Below are 25330 nucleotides of genomic sequence, written 5' to 3' on the forward strand. Positions count from 1 at the left end.
GTTGTGTCCGGTGCATGGGCCGGGCGTACGCTTCGTCCATGGGGAAGGCAGATGAAGCGGTGATGGAGCAGGCGTTGCACCGTGAAGTCGAAATGCGGTCATATATGTGACACTTGCCAAGCGGGCAGGGCCGGCTAAGCGCGGGCGGATGACGCCGGATACTGCCGATCGCGATCCCCCGCCGCCCCGCCCGAGCCTTGCCGGTCATGCGGTTGCCCGGTTGCGCGCATTGGGGCGCCCCGGCCGCGATGTGCGGGTGGATGCGGCCGCAGGCGCGCGCCATCCACGCGCGATGGTGGCGGCATTGGCCTTGACGATCGCCGCCGGGCCGTTGCTGACGATCGCCGGCGCCGCGCTGCTCAGCCACGCCGTCGCGCGGGACGAGGCCCGGATCGCCGCGACGCTCGCCCCCCGCCTTGCCGCGGCGCAGGAACGCGGCCGGGCCCGGCAATCGCTGGGCCGGGCGATCGCTGCGCCGGGACCGGCCGCGCTGCTGGATCAGCTCGCCGCGGCGCTGCCGTCCGATGCCACGCTGGTGCGGGCGGAGCGGCGCGCCGATGGGATGACGGAGATCGAGGTGGCGACCGGCGATCCCGATGCCCTGCGCGCTGCGCTCCGCCGGACCCCCGCATTGGCCGGTCTGCGCGACGTCCACCAGCGCGAAGCCGACGGACGGACGATCGTACTGTTGCGGCGGATCGTGGCGTGATGCGCCGCCGGCCGCTTCTGTACGGCGTCCTGCTCGGGCTGGTGCTGGCCCTGTCGCTTGCACCCTGGACCGGCGCCGCGATCGGCGCGCTGGCCAAGGCGCGTGCGGAGCGGGCGCGGCTCGCGGGCCTGGCGGCTGCGCCGGCAGCGCCGATCGCGGTGCTGGCGCCGTCGCTGGCATTCCCTGCGCAAGGCGGCGACGCGGCGATGCGTGTTCGTATCGAACGGCTTGCGCGGGGCGGTGGGGTGCTGGTCGAGGCGTTGGCCCCGGCAGCGGCGCCGGCACCGCTGATCGCAGTGACGATTCGCCTGTCCGGCCCGGAAAAGGCAGTCATCGCCGTGGCCGATGCGATCGAGCGCGAACGGCCGCTGCTGCGGTTCCGCAGCTGGCGGATCGAACCCGCGGAAGGTAGCGGGGTGCGGTTGCGCGGCGACCTGATCGGGGCGGTGCGATGATCGCGCGGCCGCAAGCGATCGTGTTGGCGGTCGCCGCGGTTTCGGCGGTGGCGATGCCGCTGCTGCTGCTGCTCCCCCCCGCTGCGCCGCAACGCCGGGTACAGCCCAGCTTGCCGCCGCTGTCGGTCGCCGCCGAGCCGCCCCTGGTGCGGGTGTTCGATCGTCCGCTGTTCGCGGCGTCCGCCGGCGATGCCGCCGCCCTCCCGCCCGATGCACCGCAGCTGACTGGCATCGTCGGCCGGCTGGGCAGCGACGCGGTGGCGATGGTCCGCACCGCACAGGGGCAGAACCGGACGCTCACGATCGGCGACAGCATTGATGGCTGGAAGCTCGAATCGCTGGCGATCGACGCGGCGCTGTTCAGTCGCGGCGGCCAGCAGGCGCGTGTGCCGCTGCCCGCCGCCGATCCGGAGCCGGCGGCTCAGTAGATCCCGTCGATCTCCACCTTCAGCCGTGCCGGTGGCGGGGCGAGCAACAGGCTGTTGCGCTTGGCATTTTGTGCCTCTTCGGCGCGCAGCCGGGCATAGCGATCCTTGGCCGCGGCGCTGGCATCGGCGCCGTCGCGCAGGATGGTCGGCTTCAGGAAGATGAAGAGCGTGCGCTTCGAATGCTGTTCCTTGCGGCCTTTGAACAGCTCGCCGATGAGCGGGATGTTGCCCAGCACCGGCACCTGCTGGCGCACGTCCTGATAATCGTCGCTGGTCAGGCCGCCCAGCACGATGGTCGAGCCGTTGTCTGCGAGCACCGTGGTGTTGATCGCGCGCTTGTTGGTGATGAGGTCGGTCGCGCGCGACACGGTGGTGCTGGCGATCGACGAGGCTTCCTGGTTTACCTGCAGGCGGATGGTGTCGCCGGCATTGATCCGCGGCAGCACGCGCAGCGTGATGCCGACATCCTTGCGCTCGATCGTGTTGTACGGCGTTGCCGCGCTGGAGTTGGTTAGGATCGATCCGGTGACGAACGGCACGTTCTGGCCGGCGATGAACTCGCCGGCGACGTTGTCGAGCACGGTGATCTGCGGCGTGGAGAGCAGGTTGGCACGGCTGGAGGTGCCGAGCGCCTGGAGCAGCACCGAGAAATCGTCGCCGATCTTGAAATTGCCGGTGAAGCCGCTGGCGGTGGTGCCGAGGATCGAGCCGGCGGGAACCCCAAGTGCGGTAAGCACGGCGCCAAGCGACGGCCCCGCCGCATCGAACGAGGTGCCCGCGCCGGTGACGCGGCTCAGCACCGCGCCGCTGGTGCCGATCTGCACCGCCAGCTGTTCGGCATCGTCGCCGGTGATCTCGGCGATTGCGGCTTCGATCATCACCTGTGGGCGACGCACGTCGAGGTCGCGCACCAGCGGTTCGATCGAGGCGATGGCGCTGGGTGCACCGCGGACCACGATCGCGTTGAGCTCGGGCGCCGGCTGCACCGTCAGGTCCGGCGTCGAAAAGCCCTTGGGCGTCTGTGGCGTGGTCGATTGCATCATCGGCGCCTGCGTTGCCGTCGCCGCCTGGACGCCGGTGCCGCTGGGGGTGCCGGTCATGCCGTTGGCCATGCCGGCGGCGGCGCCGTTGGAAAGCGCGCTCTGGCTGGCCAGCCGGGCGAAGGGATTGGCATTGGTGTTGGAAAGGCTGTTCGCCACCGGATTGTCGACCGTGTCGCCCAGGCCGAGCACGCCGCGCAGCACGTCCGTCACCGTCTCCGCATCGGCATAGTTCAGGCGGAACATGCGGGTGATCGGCGTCGATCCGCCCGGCTGATCGAGCGAGACGACCATTCGCCGTGCCTCCGTCACGGACGCAGGCGTGCCGCGGATGAGCACGGTGTTGCTGCGTTCGTCCGCCGCCACGCGCGTGCCGGTGCCCTGATCGCCGCCGAGCACGTTCTGCAGCGATTGCGCCACCGCGGGCGCGCTGCCGTTCTTGAGCGCGATCGCCGCGAAGGTGGCGCCGCCGCCGCCATCGAGCTGGCGCACGATCGCCTCGATACGGCGGACATTATCGGCATAATCGGTGATGACGATAGCGTTGGGGCTGGTGAGCGGTTCGACGCTGCCGAAGCTGGCGACCAGCGGGCGGGCGATGCGTGCGGCGTCGGCGGAGGGCACATTGGCCAGCCGGACCATGCGCGTCATCAGTTCCTGCCCCGCGATGCCGCGTGCCGGCAACCCGCCGTCGCGCACCGCATTGGCGGCGGGCACGATCCGCCAGGCACGGCCCGATCGCACCGCCGCATAGCCATTGGCGCGCAGCACCGACTGGAACAGGTCCCAAACCCCGCCGGGGCTCAGCGGGCTGGAGGAGGTGACGGTGACGACGCCCTTCACGGCCGGATCGAGGATCAGCGTGCGGCCGGTGATCCGCGAGATCTGATCGGCGACATCGGCAATCTCCACGCCGCGCATGTTGATCACGATATCGGCCGCTTCCTGCGGTGCAGCCGTCTGCGCCGCCACGATCAGCGGATCGAGGAGCATCGGCGCAAGGGCGAGGCAGGCGAGGGCGGAGCGAATCGTCACGGTTTCTCTCTTCAACGAAGGGGCACGGTAAGCGAGATCCGCCTGCCGTCGCGCAAGATCTGGACCTGTGCCGAACCGCTTTGCTGGGCGGCGGCGAAGGCGGCATTGGCTGCCTGGGTATCGGAAAGCGGTGTGCCGTTGACCGAGGTGATGACGTCGCCGGCCTGCATGCCCGGCGGGCCGTCGCCGCCGATGCGGAAGCCTTCCGCCGTCTGTGTCGCCCCGAGCTTTTGCAGGATCGCGGCGCTGTTGCCGGGCAAAGCGGCCGATGCCTGGATCGGTGCGGGCGGCGTCGATCCATCCTGCGGGGCGGGCTCGGCCACTGCCGCCTGGCGCTGTTCGGGCGACAGGCTGGGATCGGGAAAGGCAAGAAATTCGTGGCGCCCGCCGGTATCGAGCAGCACGCGACCGCGCTGGATCGTCGCGACGGTCGCGCCGTTCACCGCCTGGCCGACATGGAAGGGCTGGGGCGGGCCCCCGTTGACCGCGATGAACGCAGTCGAAAGTTCGGCAGGCACCGCGGCCACGATTCCCTTGAGCTCCAGCGGCAGCGTCGTCGGCTGCGGCGCATCGACCAACACCGCCTTGCCGAATGGCGCGAGGGCGATGGCCGCGCTCATGTCGGGCGCGGTGGCGGTCGCGCTGTTGCCCGACGGGATGGTGATCGCGCCAGTGCCGGCGTGGCCGGCGATCCGCCAGGTGAGCCCGGCAAGCGCAAAGGCGACGGAGACGACCACGGCGCCGGTCAGCAGATCGAGCGCGGTGCGCGTCTGGCGCGGGGTTAGGGACGGGCGATTCATCCCTTCCGCCCGTCCACGAAGCCATCGAGCGATGCAAGCGGTGACTTTTCGGTTGCCGGAAACACGTTGATCCGCACGCGCACGATTTCGGGGTCGCTGGTGCTGCGCCGATCGACGACGATCCGCCAGCGTTCGCCCAGCATGTCCACCTGCGGCGCGGCCGGGATGCCCGCGTCCAGCTCAGCCAGCCGGTTTTCGGCGACCCACATGGCAGCGGCGCGGCGTTCCAGCCCGCGGGTCGAATCGATATGGGTCTGCACCGTGCGCATCAGGCCCACCGTGGCGATGGCCAGCACCGCCAGCGCCACCAAAGCCTCGATCAGCGAGAAACCGCGGTCGTCCATCGCTCAGGCGTTCGGTGCGGGGGTAGCGGTGGCGGTCAGGCCGTCATAGCGGACGATCCAGCGCTGACTGCCATTTTCGATCGTCGCGGACATCGGCCTGCCCGCACCATCGACGCCCAGCACCACCGGTGGACGCGTATCGAGCGTCACGGTAATGCCGCTGGGCAGGGTGTGCGGCGCGAGGGCGTCGTCGCTGCGGGCCGTCATCTTGCCGTCCGTGCCGATCGTGGCGAAGCCGTAAGCGTGCTTTTCGGCGGTGAAGGCGATAAGCAGATCGCCAAGCATCGCATCGTCGGCCGCGGCTTGCAGGCGGGAGGCGAGGCGGCGCGCTTCGGTTTCGACGCTGGGCTTGCGGGTGGCGGCGCCGATCCCCAGCGTCACCGCGCCCGCGGCGACGCCGATGATCGCGAGGACGATCAGCATCTCGATCAGCGTCATGCCGGCCTGGGAGGCGCGACGCGCAGCGCTGCCGGCCCCCCGATCGGCCATCAGCCCTTGCCTTCGATGTCGGCGTCCACGCCTTCGCCGCCCGGCTTGCCGTCCTTGCCGAACGAGCGAATCGTGAAACCGCCGCCTTCGGACTTGTATTCGTAGGGCTTGCCCCAGGCATCGAGCGGTGCCGCCGAGAGATAGCCGCCCTGCGCCCAGTTCGCCGGCACCGGCGGGATGGTGGGCTTTTCCACCAGCGCCTTCAGGCCCTGCTCGGTGGTGGGATAGTCGCCATTGTCGAGGCGGTACATCTTCAGCGCGCCTTCGATATTGGTGATATCGCCCTTCGCCCGGGTCGCCCGCGCCTCGTCGGGGCGGTTGATCACGTTGGCGGTGATGAGGCCGGCGACCACCGCGATGATCACCAGCACGATCAGCATCTCGATCAGCGTGAGCCCGGCTTCCTGCTCGCCGACCTGGCGGAGCTTGCGCGGCGCGCGCTGCGATGCAATGTCACAAAATGGTTTCAAAACTATGCGCATCCCCGCCCCATGCGTCCTTCCCATGAAGCTTCCATGACACACGGCGTCCGATCGCCGGACCTTCCGTCGCCGCACGCCGCGGGTTTGTGGACGCTGGCGGGCGATCGACTCATCATAGTCGACGAGGATGGACCCGCAACCATCGTCGTGCCGACGGAGCGGGTGCGCCTGCTCGCGGTGGACCTGCCGTTGCCGAATCGTGCCAAGCGGCTGGCCGCGTTGCCCTTTGCGATCGAGGATCAGGTCGCCGAACCGATCGATTCGCTCCACCTGGCGCTGGGCGCGAAGCTGAATCCGGAGGACGCGCCGGCGCGCTATCTGGTCGGCGCGGTGCGGCGCGAAACAATGGCCGGCTGGGTGGCGCTTGCCGAATCGCAGGGGCTGGGCGCCGCGCCGATGGTGCCCGATGCGCTGCTGCTGCCGCGCCCGGCCGAGGGCTGGAGCGTCGAGATTCGGGATGGCCGTGCGCTGGTGCGGGCCGCGGACGGCGCCGGCTTCGCGTTGCCGCTGCCGCTGCTGCCCGCCGCGTGGGAAGCGGCCGGGCGTCCGCTGGTCCATAGGCTGGCCGATCCGCTGCCCGATCCGATGCCGGCGCAAGCAGCGGCGGCGGACACGCGCCCGGCGGCGGCGCGTGCGAAGGCGGCGGCGGCCGAACTCGATTTGCGCCAGGGCGCCTATGCGGCGCGCGGCGGCCGCATCGGGAATGGCTGGCGCAGGCTGGGCTGGATCGTCGCGATCGGCGCCGCCGCGCATGTCGCGATCGCCGGCGGAGATGCGGTATTGCTAAGCATTATCGCCAAGCGCCGCGCGTCGGAAACGCGCGAATTAGTCGCAATAGCGGCGCCGGGTGCGGATCTTTCGGGCGATTTCAAGGGCCGCGTGACCGATCTTCTCCCCGCCGGCAGCAGTGCTCCGCCGGATCGTTTCGTGCCGCTCCTGGCGCGGGTTTCGGCGGGACTGAGCCCGCTGGCCGGATCGATCTCGGTACAGGCGATCCGATTCGAGGGCACGGTGATGACGCTCGACTGCGCAGCTGGCGCGCCCGATCTTGCGGCACGTATCGCCGCAGCGCTGCGGGCGGCGCGGATTCGCGGGCAGGCGACGGCCTCGCCAGACGGCACGATCCGCATTACGGCGAACGCGGCATGAGAAACTTTCTCCGCTCCCAATTGCCCACGCTCGATGCCGGCCTGACATGGGGCGGCCAATGGTGGCAGGCGCGGTCTCCGCGGGAACGCAGGTTGCTCGCCATCCTGTCGGCGGTGCTGGGCACGTTGCTGTTCGTCTATGGCGTGGTGAAGCCGATCCAGGGCGCGCGGGCGACGGCATTGGCGGACATCCGCACCTATGAAACCCTGAACGCGCGAATCCGCGCGGCCGGCACGCTCACGACCGCGCGGCCGCAGCGCCGCACCGGCACGCCCGCCGAGATCGCGATGCAGTCGGCGGGGAGCTTCGGCGTGACGCTCACGGCGGCGCCGGCCGATGGCGGCGTGCGGGCGAGCATCGCCGATGCCGGCTATGATTCGGTGGTCCACTGGCTCGCCGACGTGACGACCACCAGCGATCTGCGGGTACGGCGACTGACCATCCAGAAACTGGCGGCGCCCGGCCGGGTGTCCGCCACGGTGGAGCTTGCCCGATGATCGTCGCCGATGTGCCCAGCCTGCCTTATGGCTTCGCTCGTCGCCACGGCGTGCTGCTGCGGGCGGGGGCCGATGGGCTTGAATGCGTCCACCGTGACGATGCCGGGCTGGACGGAATGCTGGAGGTGCAGCGGCTCGCGCCCGGCGTGCGCTTCGTGCGGCTGGAGGGCGCAGCCTTCGATAGCGCATTGGGCCAGGCCTATGGCGGGGCCGGGGGTGCCGCTGCCGACATCGATCTGGGCGGTATGGATCTGGCTGCGCTGGCAGACAGTGCCGCCAGCGTCGACGACTTGCTTGATACCCGCGACGATGCCCCCGTCATCCGCCTGATCAACGCGCTGCTGATGGAGGCGGTGAAGGAAGGCGCGTCGGACGTGCATGTCGAGACGCAGGAGAAGCGCCTCGTCGTCCGCTTCCGGGTCGACGGCGTGCTGCGCGACATGATCGAGCCGCCGCGCGCGCTGGCGCCGCTGCTGGTCAGTCGTATCAAGGTGATGGCCAAGCTCGACATCGCCGAGCGTCGTGTGCCGCAGGACGGCCGCGTGACGTTGCGCATCGGCGGCCATGACGTCGATGCGCGCGTCTCGACCATCCCGACCCAGCATGGCGAGCGGGTGGTGCTGCGTCTGCTGGAGAAGGGCTCGCTCAAGCTCGACCTGTCCGGCCTGGGCATGAGCGCGCGCGACCAGGCGGTGTTCGGCCGACTGCTCGAGCGGCCGCACGGCATCCTGCTCGTCACCGGGCCGACCGGCTCGGGCAAGACGACGACGCTCTACACCGCGCTGACCCGGCTGAACGACCGCAAGCGCAACGTCATGACGGTCGAGGATCCGATCGAATATGAGCTGCCGGGCGTGGCGCAGACCCAGGTCAATCCGCGCACCGACATGACCTTCGCGCGCGGCCTGCGCGCGATCCTGCGCCAGGACCCGGACGTGATCATGGTCGGGGAAATTCGCGACCAGGAAACCGCGCAGGTCGCGGTGCGCTCGGCGATGACCGGGCATTTCGTGCTCTCGACGCTGCATACCAACAGCGCAGTCGGATCGGTGACGCGGCTGATCGACATGGGGGTGGAGCGCTATCTGCTGGCGCCGATGGTCGTCGGCCTGTGCGCGCAGCGGCTGGTGCGGCGGCTGTGCCCGCATTGCCGGCGCGAGGACGTGGCGAGCGAAGCCGATTCGCTGCTGCTCGGCGGCGCGCTGCCGGTAGGGGCGCCGCTGTGGCGCGCGGTCGGCTGCGACCAGTGCCATGACGAGGGCTATCGCGGCCGCGCCGGGCTCTACGAGGTCGTCGCGGTGGATGACGCGTTCCAGAAGCTGATCCACGACGGCGCCAGCGAGGCGGAGATCGAACGCCATGCGCGGGCGGACAATCCGAGTCTGCTGGATGACGGTGTGGCGAAGCTCCAGGCCGGGGTTACCACGGTCGAGGAAGTCGCTCGCGTCGTGAGGGACGAGGCGTGACGCCAATTTCCAATCCTCCCCTGCAAGGGGAGGTGGCGCGCGCCAGCGCGACGGAGGGGTGTCCACGCTGGGGACACGGACCCTCCCTTGCAGCCGTGACACCCCTCCACCACGCCTTCGGCGCGGTCCCCCTCCCCTTGCAGGGGAGGATCTGATGCCCGCCTTCGCGTACCGCGCGGCAGACCGCACCGGCGCCGCCAAGCGCGGCGTAATCGAGGCCTCCAGCCCCGCCGCCGCCCGCGCGCTGCTGCGCGAGCAGGCACTGCTGCCGCTTTCCGTCGAACCCGCGGCGGAGCGGGGACGCTCGATCGGATCGATCACCCTGCCGCGCCTTGGCCGCGGCGGCGTGAGCGCCCGCGCGCTTGCCACCGTCACCCGGCAGATTTCCACGCTGGTCGGCTCGGACATCGCGATCGAGGAGGCGTTGCGCCTGGTCGCCACCCAGTCCGAACAGCCGGCAGTGAGTTCGCTGCTGCTCGACGTGCGCGGCGCGATCCTTGACGGGCGCAGCTTTGCCGCCGCGCTGGCCCAGCACTCCAAGGCCTTTCCCGAATTCTACCGCGCCTCGGTGGCGGCGGGCGAGGCTTCGGGGCGGCTGCCGGACGTGCTCAACCACCTCGCCGAGTTCGTCGAAAATCGCCAGGCCAATGGCCAGAAGCTGCAACTGGCGCTGCTCTATCCGGCCCTGCTGGCGTGCGTGTCGTTCGGCATGATGGTGCTGCTGATGGTCTATGTCGTGCCGGACATCGTGAAGGTGTTCGTCTCCCGCGGTGCCGACCTGCCGCTGCTCACGCGGGCGCTGATCGCGATCAGTGCCTTCCTGCAGGGCTTCGGGCTGTATCTGCTCCTCGCGATCGGGCTCGGCATCGTTGCGTTCGGGCGCTGGCTGCGGGTGCCGGCCAACCGCCTGCGCGTCCATCGCTTCTTCGCCGAGCGCCGCCCGTTCCGCCGCTTCAGCCGCCAGATGAACGCCGCCCGCTTCGCTGGAAGCCTCGCGACGCTGGTGGGAAGCGCGGTGCCGCTGGTCGAGGCGCTGCACGCCGCGGCGGCGGTGACGCCCAACCATTTCGTTCGGGAAAAGGCATTGGGCGTGGCGATGCGGGTGCGGGAGGGCATCAGCCTGCGTGCGGCGATGCAGGAGGCGGATATCTTCCCCTCGATGCTGGTCGCCATCGTCGCCTCGGGCGAAAGCTCGGGCAAGCTCGCGCCGGCGCTCGGCCGTGCCTCGGGCGAGCTGGAGCGCGAATTGGATGCGCTGGTCGCCACGCTGGTCGCGCTGGTCGAGCCGATGGTGCTGCTGGTGATGGGCGGTCTGGTGCTGCTGATGGTGCTGGCGATCCTGCTGCCGATCATCAACCTCAACAATCTGGTGGGGGGGTGAGCCAAAAGCCCTCTCCCGCTTGCGGGAGAGGGTTGGGTGAGGGTGCCAGGGGGAAGCGACGCGAGATGCCCACGATACGTCCCACGAACCCGCATGCGAGGACGCTTCGTCGAGAGGCGACGGACGCCGAGCGGGCGTTATGGGCGCGGGTGCGGAACCGTCAGGTCGACGGGCACAAGATCCGTTTTCAGGCGACGCTCGGGCCCTATGTCGTGGACTTCCTCTGCGCGGGGAAGGGGCTGGCGATCGAGCTCGACGGCAGCCAGCATGGGGAGGAGGCCGATCGTACTCGGACGGCGTGGCTCGAGGGGCAGGGATATCGGGTGGTCCGGTTCTCGAACGTCGATGTGCTGCAGAACTTGGACGGTGTTCTGGAAGCGATCCGACACCAACTGGCCGCACTGCCTGACGTGCACGACTCACCCTCACCCAACCCTCTCCCGCAAGCGGGAGAGGGCTTTTAGAAGAGGGCGAGCTCACATCTTCCCCTGAATCCTCGCCCCGCCGGGCAGCCCCACGAACGGCAGCGCCGCCGCACCGTCCTTGCTCATCCCCAGATCGAGCGTGCCGTCCTCGCTGAGGATTGCATCCAGCAGCAGCTGCCGCCGCTGCGTCGCCGGGGTAAGCCGGATCGTCGTGCGCGGGCCGACATGTTCCGCCGTCAGCAGCAGCGCCGGTACCGCCGTCGCGGCGCTGCCTGCCGCTTTGGGCCGGCAGCTGCCGGGATCGGTCGTCACCTTGCCGTCGAGCATCTGGGCGCCGCCGCCCACCGCGATCCGGGCCATCTCCACCTGCATCACCAACTGGCAGGTGAAGGGCAGATCGGGCTGGATGGCCTGGAGCAGGCTGGCATCCGCCGCGCCGCTGACATGATCCAGCACGGTGCGCCCGCCCAGATGCAGCAACGCCCGACCGCCCAGATCGGTGTCCGGCCCGCTCGCCTTCCAGTCCGCCGCCAGCCCCAGGCTGGTCAGCGACCGCAGCGGCGCCAGCTGCCATTCGAGCTTGCTGCCGCCGGCCACGCCGACTTCGCCGTTCCAGATCGTCCCCGCCACGCCGCTGCGCCAGGGCTGTTTGCGGACGAGCAGGCTTGCCGGTGCGGTGACCAGCATCGCCAGGGCATAGGCCCCTATGCCCAGCCCGGCGAAGAGGATAAGACGCCGCCGTGCCTCATTCGTTGAATCCGGAGTTTGCAATGGACCGTCGGTCCCTGCTGCGGCTGCTGCCCTCGGGCCTCGTCCTATCCGCGGCATCGGTTTGCGTTCCTTCCGTTGCATGGGCGGGCGAGAAGAAGGACAAGCGTCCCATCGCCCTGCTGCTGCCGCTCAGCGGGCCGCGAGCGGCGCTCGGGCGTAGCATGTACCAGGCAGCCTTGCTCGCGGAAACCGCGGAGTTCGTGTTGCGGTTCGATACCGGCGGCACGCCCGATGGCGCCGCCCGCGCCGCCGGGGAAGCGCTGCGCCGCCATCCCGCGCTGATCCTGGGTCCACTCACCGCTGCCGAGGTGCCTGCCGTGGGCAGTGCGGTGGCCAATCGCGTGCCGGTGATCGCATTCAGCAACGATTCGGTGCTGCGCCAGCCGGGCGTCTGGATTTTCGGCATCACCGCCGCGCAGGTGACGAGCGCGATCCTGCGCTATGCCCGCACGCGCGGCGTGCGATCGGTGGTGATGATCGACGATGGTTCGCCCTGGTGCGCCGCTGCCAGCCTTGCCGCCGGGCGGATGGAGCAGGAAATCGGACTCACGCTGCGGGTGTTGCAGGTGAAGCCGGGCGCGCCGCTGCCCGCCGCCGGCGATGCCCCCGATGCCGTGCTGCTGCCCGGAAGCGGCGAAGGGGTGCTGGCGGCCGCGCGGGCGCTGCGTGGCAGCGGCGTGCAACTGCTGGGCACCCTCCAGGGGCTTGATAACCGGCCCGAGGCGCTCGAAGCACTGGACGGCGCCTGGCTTGCGTGCCCCGATCCCGGCGGTTTCGCCTCCTTCGCGCAGGCATTCGAGGCGCGCAACGGCGGCGATCCCGGCACGATCACCGCGCTTGCCTATGATGCCGCCGGTGTCGCCAACAAGCTGCGCGAGGCCAATGCGCTGAACATGGACGGGCTGGTGGATGCCAAGGGCTTCCACGGGGTCACCGGCCCGGTGCGGTTCCGCACCGACGGATCGGTTGCGCGCGATTTCGCGATCGTCGTCGCCTCGCGCGAGGGATATGCCAGCGTTGCGGTGAGTTCGGGATCGTGACCCAGCGCCGCGAAGCCGGAGAGGCCGGCTTCACGTTGATCGAACTGATGATCTCGCTGGGGCTGTTCGCGCTGATCGCGGTAGCCGGCCTCGCCCTGGTCGACGGCATCCTGCGGGTGAACGGCCGGACCGAAGCGCGGCTCGACCGCCTGTCGGCGCTGCAGCGGACGATGTTCGTGCTGACCAGCGATCTCGACCAACTGGCCAGCGGACCGATCGAAGGCAGGGGCGATCGGCTGTCCTTCGTGCGCAGCGCGCCCGGTACCGGCGGTGTCACCAGTCAGGTACAATATGCGGTGGCCGGTGGCGTGCTGGTGCGTGCGGCTCCCGCGCCGCAGCGGTTGCTGCCGGGCGTTGTCACCGCACGGTGGCGTTTTTGGGACGGCGCGTGGAGCGATCGCTGGCCCCTGGACGCCAGCGAGGAGGCCAAGCAGCGCTGGCCGCGCGCGATCGCGCTGGATTTGCGCGCGACCGGCCCCGGCGGCGTGCCGGTAGCACTTCACCGCGTGGTGACGTTGCCCGCACGGGCGGTGGAGCCCGTCCCGCAATGAATCCGCCCCCGATCCAGGACGAGCAGGAGCGCGGGATGATCCTTGTCAACGTGCTGATGTTCGTGGCGATCGCCAGCGGGCTGGTGCTGCTGATGATCGATCGCGAGGAACTGGCGCTAGATCGCGGGCTGCGGATGCGCGAGGCGGCACGGGCGCAGGCGATCGTGCGCGGGGGCGCGCTTTCCGCCTTGGTGGCGCTGCGCCGCGACGGGGAGAAGGCGGGCGACGTCGATCATCGCGGCGAGCCCTGGGCCAAGCTGGCCGAAAAGGATGCGCCGATCGAAGGCGGCACGTTCGATCTTGCGATCGCGGATGCCGAAGGGCGGTTCAACATCAATTCCGTTCGCACCGGCGAGGCTGGCGCGGTGGTGTTGCTGCAGGAGATCGCCAACGATGTGGGGATGAAGCCCGAGCAGGTGGTGGCGGCCATCGAATATGTCCGTCTGCAAGGGCCGATCACCGATCTGCGTCCGCTGCGGCTGGCAGGGATCGAACCCAAGGTTGCCGACAAGCTGGAACGGGTGGTGACGGCGCTGCCGGGCATCACCACGATCAACCTCAATGCCGCCGAGCCGGAGCTGATGCGCATCCTGTTCAAGGATCCGCTGATTGCCAGCCGGCTGGTCGCGGTGCGGGCGCGGCAGGGCTATCTGACGCTCAAGGATCTGAACGACCAGCATGTGACGTTGCCCTGGGGCACCTCGTTCAAGTCGAGCAGCTTCTGGGTCCGCACCGCCGCCACGATCGGATCGACCCGGCAGCAGGAAGCGACGCTGATCCAGCGCCGCACGACGCCGCAGGGGGTGCTGGAAGCGGTGCCGGTCGAACGCTGGCGCAACGCGGCGGTGCCGCCGGGCGTGCCTGCTTTCGGTGTGCGCTGAACGGTTGAGATTGGCCGCCATTTCTGGTCAGGTCGTCGCATGAACCTACCGGAGCCCTTCGCTTGGTCTTGATGCGCCTTTTCGGACGTGGCCCGATCCGGCGCTGGCGCGACACCCATGTCGCGCTGGCACGGGCGGTCCTGCAACAGGCGGCGGCGGACCTGATCGAGACGCTGGACGCCGAACTCTCCCAGGCGGACTGGCAGGATGGGCTGATCGAACAGACGCGCTTCGTGGCGACGCGCATCGCCCCGGTCGTGCGGCGGGTCGCCGATCCGCTGGCGCGGCGGGTGGTCGAAGAGGCCGATCGCACGCTGCAGACGATCGCCTATTATCCGCTGCACTGGCGCCCGCAGCCGATCGATACCCATTTGATGCGCGACATGATGGAGGAACTGGGCGACTGGGCGGCGGCCGGCGGCGCGGCCCTTTCCGGCTTGATGCGCGGGGCCGCCACGACGCTGCCGTTCGGGGACGCGGCGGGGGGCCGGGGCGCGACGCCCGGCGACTGGATGCGGCTGCGCGCCGAGGCCCGGTTGCGGGCGAAGGTGCACGCCTATGTCGTCGCCACGGTGGTGAAGGGCCCCAAAGGGCGGCCTTCGATGCTCGAGCACGTCGTCGATCTGCTCCGGGAAGCGGCGCGGCACGCGCAGCCGCTCTAGGCGGAGTCAGGCGGTGATCGCCGCGACTGTTGCGGCGAGCAGTTGGGCTGCATCGGCAGGCGCGAGGCGAACCTGCAGGCCGCGCTGGCCGCCATTGATATAGACGAAGGGTTCGGCCAATGCGGATTCCTCGATCACCGCCGGCACGCGCCGCATTTGTCCGAACGGGCTGATCCCGCCCACCTTGTACCCGGAAAGCCGCTCCGCATCGGCGGGCTTCATCATTTCCGCGGACTTCGCCCCCAGCGCCGCCGCCAGCCGCTTCATCGCCACCTGTCGATCGGAGGGCAGGATGGCGAGCACGGGCTTTCCATCGGCCAGCGCCATCAGCGTCTTGAGCACGCGGGCGGGTGGTTCGCCCAGCGCTTCGGCGGCCTGCATCCCGATTCGGTCGGCATCGGGATCATAATCATAGCGGTGCACGCTGAACGGGATCTTCGCCCCTTCGAGCGCGCGTGTCGCGCGCGTCGCCTTCGACATGCCTTGTTCCTTCGATCGAACCGCGGCCCTGCTCCGCGAAATTGATCGGAGGATCAACCCCGAGCGCGTCAGGAGCGTCCAGCGGAGGCGGCAACCATCTTCCAGCGCCCGGCTTCGCCCGGCGCCTGGGCGCTGATCCAGTCATAGGCGGCCTCGGACCAGGGGCGGACATAGGGGGAGCGGCTATCCAGTACCATGTCGCCGGCGTCGGTGCGGGCGACGAGCACGACATGGAGGCCAAGATCGCGGCGATAGACGACGGCGAAGAACAGCCGTTCGGCGGGATAGCCCGCGGCGATCAACTGCAGGCGCTTCTCGATCGCGATATCCTCGCAGTCGCCGACCGCGTCGCGGCCGATGCCGCTGCGGCGCCACAACTCGCCCTGGCCGAATTGCGCAAGATCGGTGCGCTGGCGGACATGCCCATTCACCAGCCGATTGACGCGTGCAAGCAGCGTTGCAGGATCGGCATCGGGTTGGGCGGGGGGCGTCGACGGCAACGGCAGGGAATGCACTGCGGGCACGATGCTGGCCGTCGCTTCGGTCAATGGCGCGTCTGCCCGTTCGGGGGTGCCGCCGAGCGCGCTGCATAGCTGCGCGTCTTCCCGGCAGAGCGCCACAAAGCCGCGGGGGGCCTCCGCCGATCCGGTGACCGGTACGTACCGGTTGTCCTGGGCTGCAACGGTATTCGGTAACACAAACAGCACGGCAATACACGCTGCCGCGATACGCTTACCCATCCTGCATACTCCGCCTGATGCAGGATCGGCGTAGCGGAGGAGTGGCTTATATCTGCTAAAGGACTATGGTTTACAGAAGGTTAAGGCGACGCGAACAGGGCGTCGCTTCGATTCCGTGCTGCCTGGATCTGGTGCTGCTCAGAGACCGTTTGGAAATTCGATCGGGTCGGCCTGGCGGGTCTTTTTCGCCGCCGCAGCGTCGCCAATCCTCGCCGATGCTTCCGGCATCGCCTGCGGTTGGCTTCTTGCGCGCGACAAAAAATCCTTCGCCAGCCCTCCGCCGCCGAATTCCCAAACGGTCTCTTAGAAGAGCAGGCGAGCGATCTGGAACGCTAGCCACCAGGATCCCGCCACGCCGCCCGCCAGGATGGCGATGCGAACCGCGCCGGGCCAGCGGGCATGGTCCTCGGGCCTATCGTCGAGGCAGGCCGCCGCGATGGCGATTCGGGTCTGATAGCCATGCACCGGCGAAGGTACGAAATCCCGGCGATCGGCGGAGGCCGGCCACAGGGATGGACGCTGCGTCGATGCCGTTGCGCGTGCGTCTGCGGTTTCCTGGAGCTTGGCCATGCTGTATTTCTGCGCAGATAATCGTTACGGAACGCTTAACGCTTCGGCAATTTCCATCACCACGGGGGAATCGGGTCCATGCGGCGACTTGGTTGGGCGCGCGCGCGATTCCGCTGGCCCGCATCGGGGCGCTTGCGGCAGGCGCTGGGCGCCGTGCTTGCGGGCGTCGCGCTGCTCGCCATGGGCTGCGGCCTGCTCGGAGGCTGGTGGGAGGCGGGCGACGCCGCGAACATTGTCGCGCCGGCCTGGCCATTATTGGCGCTTGCAGGGGCGATCTGCCTTGCGGCCAGGCATCGGCGGATCGCGCTGGCGACGGGGATTTCGGGGCTGGGATATGCGGCGGTGATCCTGCTGCCCGGCCTTCGCGCCGCACCGGCAGCGGAAGCAGGGAGCGTCGCGCACGATCTGCGGATCGTCCAGTTCAACGCCTGGAAGGACAATCCGACGCCCGTGGTTGCGGCCCGCTGGATCCTGGCGCAGCGACCCGACATCGTGCTGCTGGCGGAAGTCGGCCCGCAATCGCCGCTGCTGCGGTTGCTGTCGCCGCTGGTACCGCGGCGGATCAATTGCGCGGCCAGCGATCGTTGCTCGACCTGGATTCTCACGCGGCTGCCGGTCCGCGCGGCGGAGGGATTGGCGAAGGGCGACTCCGAGAATCGTCGGGCGCTTTCTGCCGCCTGGGCGCGGCTGGACGGCGGGTGCGGCGATCTGGACGTGCTTGCCGTGCATCTGGCGCGTCCTTGGCCCTATGCTGGTCAGCGCGCCGATCTTGCTCGGCTGGGCGAGGAAGTCGCGCGGCTGCCGCGTGACCGACTGCTGATCGCCGGGGACTTCAACTTGCCGGCCTGGCAGCAACATATGCGGCAGCTGGAGGCACAATTCGCGCCGATGCGTCGCGCGACCCAGCTCCTGCCGACCTGGCCGGCGCGGATCGGCGATGCTGCAATGCAACCGCTATTGCCGCTCGACCACCTGTTCCTGGGCCCGAACTGGCGCGTCGTATCCATCCATCGCGGGCCACGGTTGGGATCGGATCATTTGCCCCTTGTCACTACAATTCGCCCCCGCGGAATCTGCAAAAACCCCGTTACGTCGCCGTAATGCATTGCTTAATATTCGGTTTCTTGATAGCTCGGGGCGAAAGGGGAATAACGAGGTGAAGCGTTTTCTAACCGTTGTTTTCTTGCTGCTGTCTTTCGGCGGTGTCGCATTTGCGCAGGAAGTTGCGCCGGCGGCACCCGTGGTGTCCGTGGAGCAGGATTATCACCTGGGGGTTGCAGACAAGGTGCGAATCCTTGTCTATGATGAGCCGACGCTTTCCGGGGAATTTCTTGTAAACGCAAATGGTTCCATCTCGATGTCGCTCATCGGCGATGTTCGGGCACAGGGCCGGACTGCCAGCGATGTAGCAGAAGAGATCCGCGCGAAGCTGGCGGATGGTTATATCCGCGCACCCAAAGTCAGTATCGATGTTCTAAGCTTCCGCCCCTATTATATTCTCGGAGAAGTGAAAAAGCCGGGACAGTATCCCTATTCCTCCGGGTTAACAGTTCTGAACGCAGTGGCCACGGCAGAAGGCTTTAGCTATCGTGCGGGCCGCAAATTCGTGTATGTAAAGCGTGCTGGGGAATTGAAAGAACAGAAGATTCGCTTGGAAGCCTCTACGCTTGTGTCGCCCGGTGATACCATTCGTATTGGCGAGCGCTTCTTCTGAGTATTCGCGTTTCTGCGGTAGGGTGCCGGTAGGGGCAAGCGCCGCGATGGTTGAGAAATTCCTGTCCTTTTGGGGCAGGGTCGGACAGGGGGATGGATTTGGTGCGCGGAATTTTTGCAGCTATTGCAGGGTCTTCGCTATTGATTGCCAATCCTGCCGCCACCCAGACGGGCAGTGCGGAGCGGCCCGTCGCGGCCGCTCCGGTGCCGACCCCTGAGGATGAGGCGAAGCAGGTTGATGCAGTCGTGCAGGCACTGCGTGCGGCCTTGGAGGGGAAGGCCGATGACGGGCGCATCGGCGCGCTCGAGGCCCAGCTTGCGTTCGTGCTGGATCAGTCCGGTGGTGGTTGCGGTGCAACAACCAAGGCGCTCAGTGCGGTTCTGCAGGGAAATCTGTCGGGCACCGCGCGGGCGGCGGTACGCAACCTGAGCACCACGGTTTCGCGGTGCCAGAACGAAGGCACGGGCGCGACGGGAAGCGTCGCGGACCAGCAGGTGGAGCAGGGACCGGGGGTCTCTGTGGGCGGTGGCACGTCAAACTATCTGACGCAGTAAGCGCCAGCGCCAGCGCAGTTTTGGGGGATTGATCGTGCGTGGCTATGGTTCAGCATGGGCGTGTTTGGCACTTGGCGTCGTCTGCTCGGCGCAGGCGCGGGCGCAGAATGTCGGCGAAAGCCTCGTCGCCCCCGATCTGCCGCTACAATATGATCGCGGCCGTAACGAATCGGTGCTCGATCGTCCGCGCCCGGAATATGAGGCGCTGGGTCTGCGGCTGGGCAGCTTCACGCTGTTTCCGCGGCTGGACAGCGAAGTCGGCTTCTCGGACAACGTGTACGCGGTCAAATCGCCGCGGACGAGCGATGGTTATGTCGCCTTCGCCCCGCGTGCTACCTTGTCGAACAACGACATCCGCTATTCGCTGGATGTGAGCGCGGGCTATGCCGGGCGTCGCTATTTCTCGGAATCGCAGCGCGACGAGAATACCTGGTTCGCCGGGGCGAACGGGCGTTTCGATGCAAATTCCAGCCTGTCGCTGTCGGCCCGGCTGCGGGCCTCCCGCGCCGTCGAACCACGCACCTCTGCGGCCGTGCCGCTCACCGCGTCCGAGCCGGTGCAGTATCGCCAGAACGAAGCGGGCGCGACGATCAACTTCACCGGCGGCAAGACGCGCGGACAACTGACGTTCGACTATAACGGCTTCACCTTCGCCAGTGTCCGCACCTTTGCGGGCACGGTGCTGGATCAGTCGAGCCGCAACCGTGACGTCTATCGCGGCGGCGGTCGCGGTGAAATCTCGATCTCGGCCGATACCTCGGTGTTCGTCCAGCTCGGCTATGAGAAAAGCGATTATCGCACGCCGCTGGCGCTGGGCGTGCCCAATCGAACTTCGGAGCAGCTGCGCGCGCTGGTCGGTGCCAGCTTCGATGTCACGTCGTTGATCCGCGGCGCGCTGTCTGCCGGCTATGTCCGCCGCAGCTACAATGCGGCGATCTACCCGGATATTTCCGGCTGGGCGGCCGAAGGGCGTATCCAGTATTTCGTCAGTCCGCTCACGACCGTGACGCTGAACCTTCGCCGAACCGTGGAAGATGCGTCCTTTCAGGATACCAGCGGCTTCTTCGCGACATCTGCCAATCTGCGTGCCGATCACGAACTGCTTCGCAACCTGCTGCTCTACGCACAGGCGGGGTATGAGATCGATACCTATCAGGGGCGCGGCGCGACCGTGCCGGACGTGAAGGTCTGGCGCCTGGGCGCGGGGGCGCGGTATTTCATGAACCGCACGATCGGCATCGGCGTTTCCTATGCGCACGATTCGCGGACATCGAACGCCGTTGCGAATGCCTATACCGAAAATCGCGGACTGATTTCCCTCATCCTTCAGCGCTGACGGCGCCGTGCACCAGATCGAGATGTGATGAACAGCGTAACGCCCCTTCCGCCCGTGCGAATCGAAAGCCGGTTCGATCAGACCCGGCATATCGGCCGCAAGCCGATCACGCTTTCGGGCATCGGCGATGCGCTGCGTCGCCGCTTGCCCATCCTGGTCGGTGCGGTGCTGCTGGCGCTGGTGGGCGCGGCGGTGGTTTCGTCGCTGGTTACGCCGCTCTATTCCTCGTCCACGCGGCTGCGTATCGTGCCGCGCAGCATGTCGCCGCTCGATTTCGATACGCGCGGCGATACGCCGTTGGATCAATCGATCATCGAAACCGAAGTCGCCGCGATCGGATCTCGGGATATCGCCCGCGTGGTCGTTCGCGAGCTGGGGCTTCAGCATGATCCCGAATTTCTTTCGGCCGCGTGGCAGAAGCGGGGGCGCGACAACGGGCCGGCGCAGGAAGCGGCGCGGGTGGAACATGCGACGAGCGCGCTGCTGGATCGCGTGCAAGTCAGCCGGCAGGGCAAGAGCTATGTCGTCGAGCTCTCCGTCGCCTCGCAAAATCCGGTGAAGGCTGCGAAGATCGCCAATGCGCTGGCGAACGCCTATATCAACCGCAGTGTCGAAACGATCGTCGAAACGGCTTCGCAGCAGTCGGCGTCGCTGGGCAAGCGGCTGGCGGAACTCGGCAACGAAGTGCGCGATGCCGAAGCCAAGGTGGCCCAATATCGCGCGCAGACCGGAATCGTCGAAGGCGGCAGCGGCACCGTAAGCGATCAGCAGGTGGCGCCGCTTGCCGCCCAGCTCGCGACGGCCGAGGCCGATGCCGCGCGGAAACGATCTGATCTCGCGGTTGCCGAGCGCCAGTCGAGCGGCGGCGGCAGCGATGCGGTGGGCGCCGTGCTCGGATCGCAGGTGATCACCGATCTGCGGCGCCAGCGCAGCGAGGCGCAGAAGGACTGGGCGGTTGCCAATTCGCGCTATGGCGCCAAGCATCCGCTGGTGATCGGCGCCAATGATCGTATCCTGGCACTGGATCAGCAGGTGCGCCAGGAACAGGCGCGGATCATCGAAAACCTGCGTGGCGAGGCGCGCGCCGCGGATGCAGGGGTGGCCAGCTTGCGTGCCCAATTGGCGGAGCTGCGGGGCGAAATCTCGCAGAACAACCGCGCGTCGGTGCAGGCGGCCAGCCTTGAGCGCGATGCCACGGCCAAGCGCGCGGCCTATGAACGGCTGTCGCAGGCGAACCAGCAGAACAACCAGGCGAAGCGCAGCGACGACAGCCAGGCCCAGGCCCGGATCATCGAACGTGCGACAGTTTCGGGGAGCCCCAGCTTCCCCAACAAGAAGGCGATGCTGGCCGCGGGCCTGCTCGTGGGGCTGCTGGTCGGCTTTGGCGGCGTGCTGGTGGCCGAAGGCACCCAGTCGCGCGTGCGCACGCCCGAGGATGTCGAGCTGCTGCTCGGGCTGCCCTTCCTGGCCTCCGTTCCCGATCTCGGTCGTCGGCGCTGGGGCTTTGCCGGCCGGCGCGTCTCTCCCACCGTCTCGCTGATCGAGAAGCCTGCTTCGGCCTATGCGGAGAGCTTCCGTACGATCCGGCGTGCGCTGCAGGCAAAGGAAGGGGTGCGGCCGCGGGTGATCGCGATCACCTCTACCCTCCCGGCGGAAGGCAAGACGACATCGGCATTGTCGCTGGCGCGGGTGATGGCGATGAGCGGTGATCGGGTGCTGCTGATCGATTGCGACGTCCGGCGCGCCAGCCTGCAGTCCCTGATCGAGCGCCCGGTCGTCAACGGCCTTGTCGAGCTGCTGCAGGGCAATTGCACCCTGGAAGAGGCATTGCTGCCAGATACCGTCGAACGCCTCAACCTATTGCCCGTGGCGCACGCCTCGTTCACCCCGGTCGATCTGTTCCACGGGCCGGAGATGGATGCGCTGCTCGCCGCGGTTCGTCGGGACTATGATTATGTCCTGCTCGATACGCCGCCGCTGCTGGGCGTCGCCGATGCGCGTGCACTGGTGTCGCTTGCCGATACTGCGCTGTTGCTGGTGAAATGGAACGCCACCTCGGTCGCGGCGATCGATGCATGCCTGGCCGCGGTGGAGCAGGACGGCACCAATGTCGGTGGCGTCGTGCTGTCCATGGTCGACCACCGGGCGGAGGCGATGGGCGCGCTCTATTATTCGCATCGCTATGGCCACTATTATCAGAGCTGAGCCGCGGCCGATCCGGCGCATCGTCTCGCCGCGCCTGCCGGCGTGGGGAATGGCCGCGGTGGTGGCGGCGGTGATCGCCTGGGGCGCGCCGATCGCGGTCCAGTCCTGGCGTATCGATCAGGCGGCGCAGGCGATCGCCGGCGATCGGGAGGCGTCCGAACGGCTTGCCGCCCGCTATGAAGATGCCGGTGAACGCGTGCCGCCGCGCCTCGCTTTGGCGCTGGCTGCGGCATGGACGCGATCCGCAGCAACCGCGCAGGACACGGATCGCCGGATGCTGGCGCTCGTCAATGCCGGCCAGTTTCTCGATCAGGCACGGTCTGCCCGACCGGTCTGGCCGTCATTGCGGGTGGCGGAGGCTTATCATGCCATGCTGATGCCCGGGCGGGACGCCGCAGCGCTGGCCGCCTATGCCGCCAGCTTCACCGGCGGCCGGTTCCTGCCGCGCGAGGGGCTTTGGCGCGTCGCCTTCGGTGCGCGTCACTGGCAGCAACTTCGTGCCGAGACCCGGTCGAGCATGGTGGAAGAGGCGGTTCTTCTGACACAGATGGATGGTGGGTTGCGGCCGCAGATCGAAGCGATTCTGGGCGACAGTCCGGCTGCAGTCCGGTTTCAGCTACGCCTCGCCGCGGCCCGACAGGTCGGTCCGCAGCGCACGGCCCCAGCAGAGACCGAATAGCAGCGCGGCAAGCGCCGCGATCGCCGGCACGTTCAGCGCGATGTCCAACATCGAGCAGCCAGCAACCAGCGCCACCGCCAGCAGCGCCGAAAGTCCCGGTAGGTCGATGCCGGCGTGCCAGGCGGCGCGGATGATCCGGATCGCGGGCAGCGCCAGGCCGATGCCCAGCAACGCCACGCATGGCCAGCCGGCTTCGATCGCCAGTTGCAGCGCCACATTATGCGCCGCGCCGAACATCCAATAGGCGGCCGCGTCGTCGGGCTGCAATTGCTGCTGGTTCCATTCGGCGAAGCTGCCGAGCCCATGGCCCCATAGCGGCGCCTGCATCGAGGCCGCGCCATAATGGGCGAGCACCTGCATCCGGCCGTCAAGATCGTCGGCGATCAGGCTGGTACGCCCCAGAATGGCCGGTCCCGCCAGCATCGCCAGGGCCGCCAGGAAACCCGTTCCGATCGCGACGAGCGCGAGCGTGCGTGCGGCGCGTGGCCAGCGGCTGGCGTTGCGGCCTAGCGCGACGAACAGCAGCACGAGCAGTGCCACGATGGTCAGCCCGGTGGACAGCCGCGACTGGGTCTGTGCGCAGAGGACCGTCGCGCAAAACAATACCATCAGATAGAAGGCGGCGGCATAGCCGGTGCGTGCATCGCCGCGGCGTAGCCATAGCGTTTCCAGCCGGTCCCCGGCATTGCCGGCGGCGAGAAGGGCGATCATGCCCAGCGCCGCGCCGGCTGCGTTCCAGTTACCGATCGTCGCGGCGAAGCGCGCCTGGCCGCGGGTATCGAGAAAGCCGAGTTCCGTCAGCATCCCGGTCTCGCGCAGGACGAGCAGCAGGACGACATAGGCGCCACCTGCGACCACCAGCCAGGTGAGCGTCTGGCGGACTGCATTGCGGCGATACCCGAGCGCCGCTGCCGCGATGAACAGGCCGATCTGCGACAACAGCAGCAACATCGCGCCGTCGAACAGATCCGGTGCCGTCGCTTCGGCGCGGGTGAAGGTGATGCCAAAGGCCGCCCATCCCGCCGCCGCCGCCAAGAATGCGAAGGAGAGGGCGGTGCGCCGCCAGAACAGCGGATTGATGCGTCCGAACGCGAACATGGCGAACGCGAAACACAGATTCGCCATCGCGGCGGCGGCACCATAGCCCGAACTATTCGCGCCATGGAGCGCCAGTTCGGAAATGACCAGCACGGCAATCGTGAAGGCTGCCACCCGCCTGCCATATTCGCCCGACGGCGCACGCTGCTGGAGCAGGACGCCGCCGGAGGCTCCCGGGATCGCCGTGTAGCCGGCCCGCGAACGGCCGACGGCGTTCACGCCATGGTTTCCGACGGCGCGAATTGCTCCAGTCGCTGCCGTGCTGCGTCGACACTGGCGAGGAAACCGGCGCGGAAATTGGCCACGCTGAACTTGCCTGCCTGCGCCACCGCCTCGGCGGGATCGAAGCTGGGCAGCCAGTTCTCCAGCGCGATCACCGCTTCGTCGATCGCCGCGGCGGTCTGCTCGCGATAGAACAGGCCGGTTCGCCCCTCGACCACGGTTTCCAATGCGCCGCCCCGGCCATAGGCGATCACCGGTCGACCGCTGGCCTGTACTTCCACCGGGATCATGCCGAAATCCTCTTCCGCCGTGAACACCAGGGCGCGGGCCTTGGCATAAGCGTGTCGAAGCGCATCGAAATCGAGCCGTTCCGTGAAGCGGATATTCGGCGAGGCAGCGCGTTCCAGCTGGGCGCGCATCGGGCCGTCGCCAACGATGTGAAGCGGCAGACCGTTTCGCCGGAATGCCTCGACCACCAGGTCCGGGCGCTTATAGGGTACCAGCTGCCCGGCCCAAAGATATTCGTCGCCGGGTGTCGACGGGGAGAACAGGCTTGCCTCCACCGGCGGGTGCACCACGCTGGCCGCGCGACCCCAGAATTTGGCCACGCGCTTGCGCACGAAATGGCTGTTGGCCATGATCGCATCGCTGCGCGAGGCGCTCGCCATATCCCAGCGGCGCAGGCCCGGCGCGAGCAACGGCATCGACAGCCGTGTCAGCGGGCCCCCGGCATCGCGATACTGGCCATATTGGTCCCAGATATATCGCATCGGCGAATGGCAATAGGTGACATGGATGGCATCCGGCCGGGTGATGACGCCCTTTGCGGGCCCGGCTTCGCAGCTTATCACCAGATCATATGCGCTCAGATCCAGCAGTTCGAGCGCCTGCGGCATCAGCGGCAGGTATTTCTGATAATGCCGCGTCGCAAAAGGCAGGCGGCCGATAAAGGTGGTCGTTACCTTATGCGCGCGGATCTTTGCCGAAATCCGTTCCGGATCATAGACGTGGGTGAAGATATCCGCTTGCGGATAGAGATCGAGTATCTGTTCCAGCACACGCTCGCCGCCGCGCATCGCGACAAGCCAGTAATGGATGACGGCGACCCGCATGGTTGCGCTGCCCGC

Annotated in this window: 29 protein-coding genes; 18 read left to right on the plus strand and 11 right to left on the minus strand. The window is 68.1% G+C overall.

All coding sequences use genetic code 11. The annotated features are described in order from the left end of the window. Nucleotides 1–148 precede the first annotated feature (148 nt). From DD559_RS14785 to DD559_RS14795, 3 genes are read left to right on the plus strand one after another with little or no spacing between them, the layout of a single operon-like run. On the plus strand, nucleotides 149–709 hold the full coding sequence (locus DD559_RS14785; RefSeq protein WP_116469864.1) for a hypothetical protein: 561 nt from the start codon (nucleotides 149–151) through the stop codon (nucleotides 707–709). Beyond that, nucleotides 709–1164, plus strand: coding sequence for a hypothetical protein (locus tag DD559_RS14790; RefSeq protein WP_116469865.1), 456 nt, complete (start codon nucleotides 709–711; stop codon nucleotides 1162–1164). The genes DD559_RS14785 and DD559_RS14790 overlap by 1 nt, the downstream gene beginning before the upstream one ends. Beyond that, complete coding sequence (locus DD559_RS14795) at nucleotides 1161–1592, plus strand: hypothetical protein (RefSeq protein WP_116469866.1); 432 nt, start codon at nucleotides 1161–1163, stop codon at nucleotides 1590–1592. The genes DD559_RS14790 and DD559_RS14795 overlap by 4 nt, the downstream gene beginning before the upstream one ends. On the opposite strand, the gene gspD is transcribed toward DD559_RS14795, so the two are convergent. Genes gspD through gspG form a run of 5 tightly spaced genes read right to left on the minus strand, consistent with a single transcriptional unit; the run spans nucleotide 1586 to nucleotide 5770 of the window. After that, on the minus strand, nucleotides 1586–3667 hold the full coding sequence (gene gspD, locus DD559_RS14800; protein WP_240610277.1) for a type II secretion system secretin GspD: 2082 nt from the start codon (nucleotides 3665–3667) through the stop codon (nucleotides 1586–1588). The genes DD559_RS14795 and gspD overlap by 7 nt on opposite strands. A gap of 11 nt (nucleotides 3668–3678) precedes the next feature. Further along, nucleotides 3679–4467 (minus strand): type II secretion system protein N, encoded by a 789-nt coding sequence (locus DD559_RS14805; RefSeq protein WP_116469868.1) that lies wholly within the window; start codon nucleotides 4465–4467, stop codon nucleotides 3679–3681. Continuing rightward, nucleotides 4464–4811 (minus strand): type II secretion system minor pseudopilin GspI, encoded by a 348-nt coding sequence (gene gspI / locus DD559_RS14810; protein WP_116469869.1) that lies wholly within the window; start codon nucleotides 4809–4811, stop codon nucleotides 4464–4466. The genes DD559_RS14805 and gspI overlap by 4 nt, the downstream gene beginning before the upstream one ends. 3 nt (nucleotides 4812–4814) lie before the next feature. Beyond that, a complete protein-coding gene (locus DD559_RS14815) occupies nucleotides 4815–5300 on the minus strand; it encodes a prepilin-type N-terminal cleavage/methylation domain-containing protein (protein ID WP_165831105.1) in 486 nt (161 codons plus the stop codon). Next, entirely contained in the window at nucleotides 5300–5770 is a 471-nt protein-coding gene (gspG, locus tag DD559_RS14820; RefSeq protein WP_276308188.1) for a type II secretion system major pseudopilin GspG, read from the minus strand. The genes DD559_RS14815 and gspG overlap by 1 nt, the downstream gene beginning before the upstream one ends. 45 nt (nucleotides 5771–5815) lie before the next feature. On the opposite strand from gspG, the gene gspL reads away from it, so the two are divergent. The 5 genes from gspL (at nucleotide 5816) to DD559_RS14845 (ending at nucleotide 10739) form a co-directional block, all read left to right on the plus strand. Beyond that, complete coding sequence (gene gspL, locus DD559_RS14825; protein WP_116469871.1) at nucleotides 5816–6931, plus strand: type II secretion system protein GspL; 1116 nt, start codon at nucleotides 5816–5818, stop codon at nucleotides 6929–6931. Next, the gene (locus tag DD559_RS14830) at nucleotides 6928–7428 is read left to right on the plus strand and encodes a type II secretion system protein M (protein ID WP_116469872.1); all 501 of its coding nucleotides are present in this window, start codon (nucleotides 6928–6930) and stop codon (nucleotides 7426–7428) included. Before gspL ends, DD559_RS14830 begins: the two co-directional genes overlap by 4 nt. After that, complete coding sequence (gspE, locus tag DD559_RS14835) at nucleotides 7425–8894, plus strand: type II secretion system ATPase GspE (RefSeq protein WP_116469873.1); 1470 nt, start codon at nucleotides 7425–7427, stop codon at nucleotides 8892–8894. Before DD559_RS14830 ends, gspE begins: the two co-directional genes overlap by 4 nt. A gap of 154 nt (nucleotides 8895–9048) precedes the next feature. After that, on the plus strand, nucleotides 9049–10275 hold the full coding sequence (locus DD559_RS14840; protein WP_116469874.1) for a type II secretion system F family protein: 1227 nt from the start codon (nucleotides 9049–9051) through the stop codon (nucleotides 10273–10275). Between the two features lie 65 nt (nucleotides 10276–10340). Continuing rightward, nucleotides 10341–10739, plus strand: coding sequence for an endonuclease domain-containing protein (locus DD559_RS14845; RefSeq protein WP_116469875.1), 399 nt, complete (start codon nucleotides 10341–10343; stop codon nucleotides 10737–10739). A 12-nt stretch (nucleotides 10740–10751) separates the two neighbouring features. Here DD559_RS14845 and gspN read toward each other — a convergent pair whose 3' ends face one another. Continuing rightward, nucleotides 10752–11387, minus strand: coding sequence for a type II secretion system protein N (gene gspN / locus DD559_RS14850; protein ID WP_116469876.1), 636 nt, complete (start codon nucleotides 11385–11387; stop codon nucleotides 10752–10754). 83 nt (nucleotides 11388–11470) lie between these two features. On the opposite strand from gspN, the gene DD559_RS14855 reads away from it, so the two are divergent. The 4 genes from DD559_RS14855 (at nucleotide 11471) to DD559_RS14870 (ending at nucleotide 14605) form a co-directional block, all read left to right on the plus strand. Then, the gene (locus DD559_RS14855) at nucleotides 11471–12511 is read left to right on the plus strand and encodes a penicillin-binding protein activator (RefSeq protein ID WP_116469877.1); all 1041 of its coding nucleotides are present in this window, start codon (nucleotides 11471–11473) and stop codon (nucleotides 12509–12511) included. Further along, nucleotides 12508–13062 carry a PulJ/GspJ family protein gene (locus tag DD559_RS14860; protein ID WP_116469878.1) on the plus strand — a complete coding sequence of 185 codons (555 nt, stop codon included), beginning with the start codon at nucleotides 12508–12510 and terminating at the stop codon, nucleotides 13060–13062. The genes DD559_RS14855 and DD559_RS14860 overlap by 4 nt, the downstream gene beginning before the upstream one ends. Then, nucleotides 13059–13943 (plus strand): type II secretion system minor pseudopilin, encoded by an 885-nt coding sequence (locus tag DD559_RS14865; protein WP_116469879.1) that lies wholly within the window; start codon nucleotides 13059–13061, stop codon nucleotides 13941–13943. The genes DD559_RS14860 and DD559_RS14865 overlap by 4 nt, the downstream gene beginning before the upstream one ends. Nucleotides 13944–14014: 71 nt before the next feature. Further along, a complete protein-coding gene (locus DD559_RS14870; protein WP_116470933.1) occupies nucleotides 14015–14605 on the plus strand; it encodes a hypothetical protein in 591 nt (196 codons plus the stop codon). A 6-nt stretch (nucleotides 14606–14611) separates the two neighbouring features. On the opposite strand, the gene ybaK is transcribed toward DD559_RS14870, so the two are convergent. The 3 genes from ybaK to DD559_RS14885 form a co-directional block, all read right to left on the minus strand. Next, on the minus strand, nucleotides 14612–15085 hold the full coding sequence (gene ybaK / locus DD559_RS14875) for a Cys-tRNA(Pro) deacylase (protein WP_116469880.1): 474 nt from the start codon (nucleotides 15083–15085) through the stop codon (nucleotides 14612–14614). 68 nt (nucleotides 15086–15153) lie between these two features. Further along, entirely contained in the window at nucleotides 15154–15825 is a 672-nt protein-coding gene (locus DD559_RS14880; protein WP_116469881.1) for a transglutaminase-like cysteine peptidase, read from the minus strand. Nucleotides 15826–16128: 303 nt separating this feature from the next. Continuing rightward, nucleotides 16129–16395: a hypothetical protein gene (locus tag DD559_RS14885; RefSeq protein WP_116469882.1), complete on the minus strand. Its 267-nt coding sequence runs from the start codon at nucleotides 16393–16395 to the stop codon at nucleotides 16129–16131. 78 nt (nucleotides 16396–16473) lie between these two features. Here DD559_RS14885 and DD559_RS14890 point away from each other — a divergent pair, with 78 nt between their 5' ends. From DD559_RS14890 to DD559_RS14915, 6 genes are all read left to right on the plus strand, one after another. Next, complete coding sequence (locus DD559_RS14890; RefSeq protein ID WP_133243830.1) at nucleotides 16474–17496, plus strand: endonuclease/exonuclease/phosphatase family protein; 1023 nt, start codon at nucleotides 16474–16476, stop codon at nucleotides 17494–17496. A gap of 55 nt (nucleotides 17497–17551) precedes the next feature. Beyond that, complete coding sequence (locus DD559_RS14895) at nucleotides 17552–18109, plus strand: polysaccharide biosynthesis/export family protein (protein WP_116469884.1); 558 nt, start codon at nucleotides 17552–17554, stop codon at nucleotides 18107–18109. Nucleotides 18110–18201: 92 nt separating this feature from the next. Further along, entirely contained in the window at nucleotides 18202–18663 is a 462-nt protein-coding gene (locus DD559_RS14900) for a hypothetical protein (protein WP_133243831.1), read from the plus strand. A 64-nt stretch (nucleotides 18664–18727) separates the two neighbouring features. Further along, nucleotides 18728–19999: an outer membrane beta-barrel protein gene (locus DD559_RS14905; RefSeq protein WP_165831106.1), complete on the plus strand. Its 1272-nt coding sequence runs from the start codon at nucleotides 18728–18730 to the stop codon at nucleotides 19997–19999. Nucleotides 20000–20053: 54 nt separating this feature from the next. After that, entirely contained in the window at nucleotides 20054–22204 is a 2151-nt protein-coding gene (locus tag DD559_RS14910; RefSeq protein ID WP_240610278.1) for a GumC family protein, read from the plus strand. Next, nucleotides 22182–22883 (plus strand): hypothetical protein, encoded by a 702-nt coding sequence (locus DD559_RS14915; protein ID WP_165831107.1) that lies wholly within the window; start codon nucleotides 22182–22184, stop codon nucleotides 22881–22883. The genes DD559_RS14910 and DD559_RS14915 overlap by 23 nt, the downstream gene beginning before the upstream one ends. Here DD559_RS14915 and DD559_RS14920 read toward each other — a convergent pair. Next, nucleotides 22821–24200, minus strand: a complete 1380-nt coding sequence (locus DD559_RS14920) for an O-antigen ligase family protein (RefSeq protein WP_116469889.1) — start codon at nucleotides 24198–24200, stop codon at nucleotides 22821–22823. The genes DD559_RS14915 and DD559_RS14920 overlap by 63 nt on opposite strands. Continuing rightward, a complete protein-coding gene (locus DD559_RS14925; protein ID WP_116470934.1) occupies nucleotides 24197–25315 on the minus strand; it encodes a glycosyltransferase in 1119 nt (372 codons plus the stop codon). The genes DD559_RS14920 and DD559_RS14925 overlap by 4 nt, the downstream gene beginning before the upstream one ends. Nucleotides 25316–25330: the final 15 nt, after the last annotated feature.

Source organism: Sphingomonas pokkalii, assembly GCF_003096275.1.
Lineage (GTDB): Bacteria > Pseudomonadota > Alphaproteobacteria > Sphingomonadales > Sphingomonadaceae > Sphingomonas > Sphingomonas pokkalii.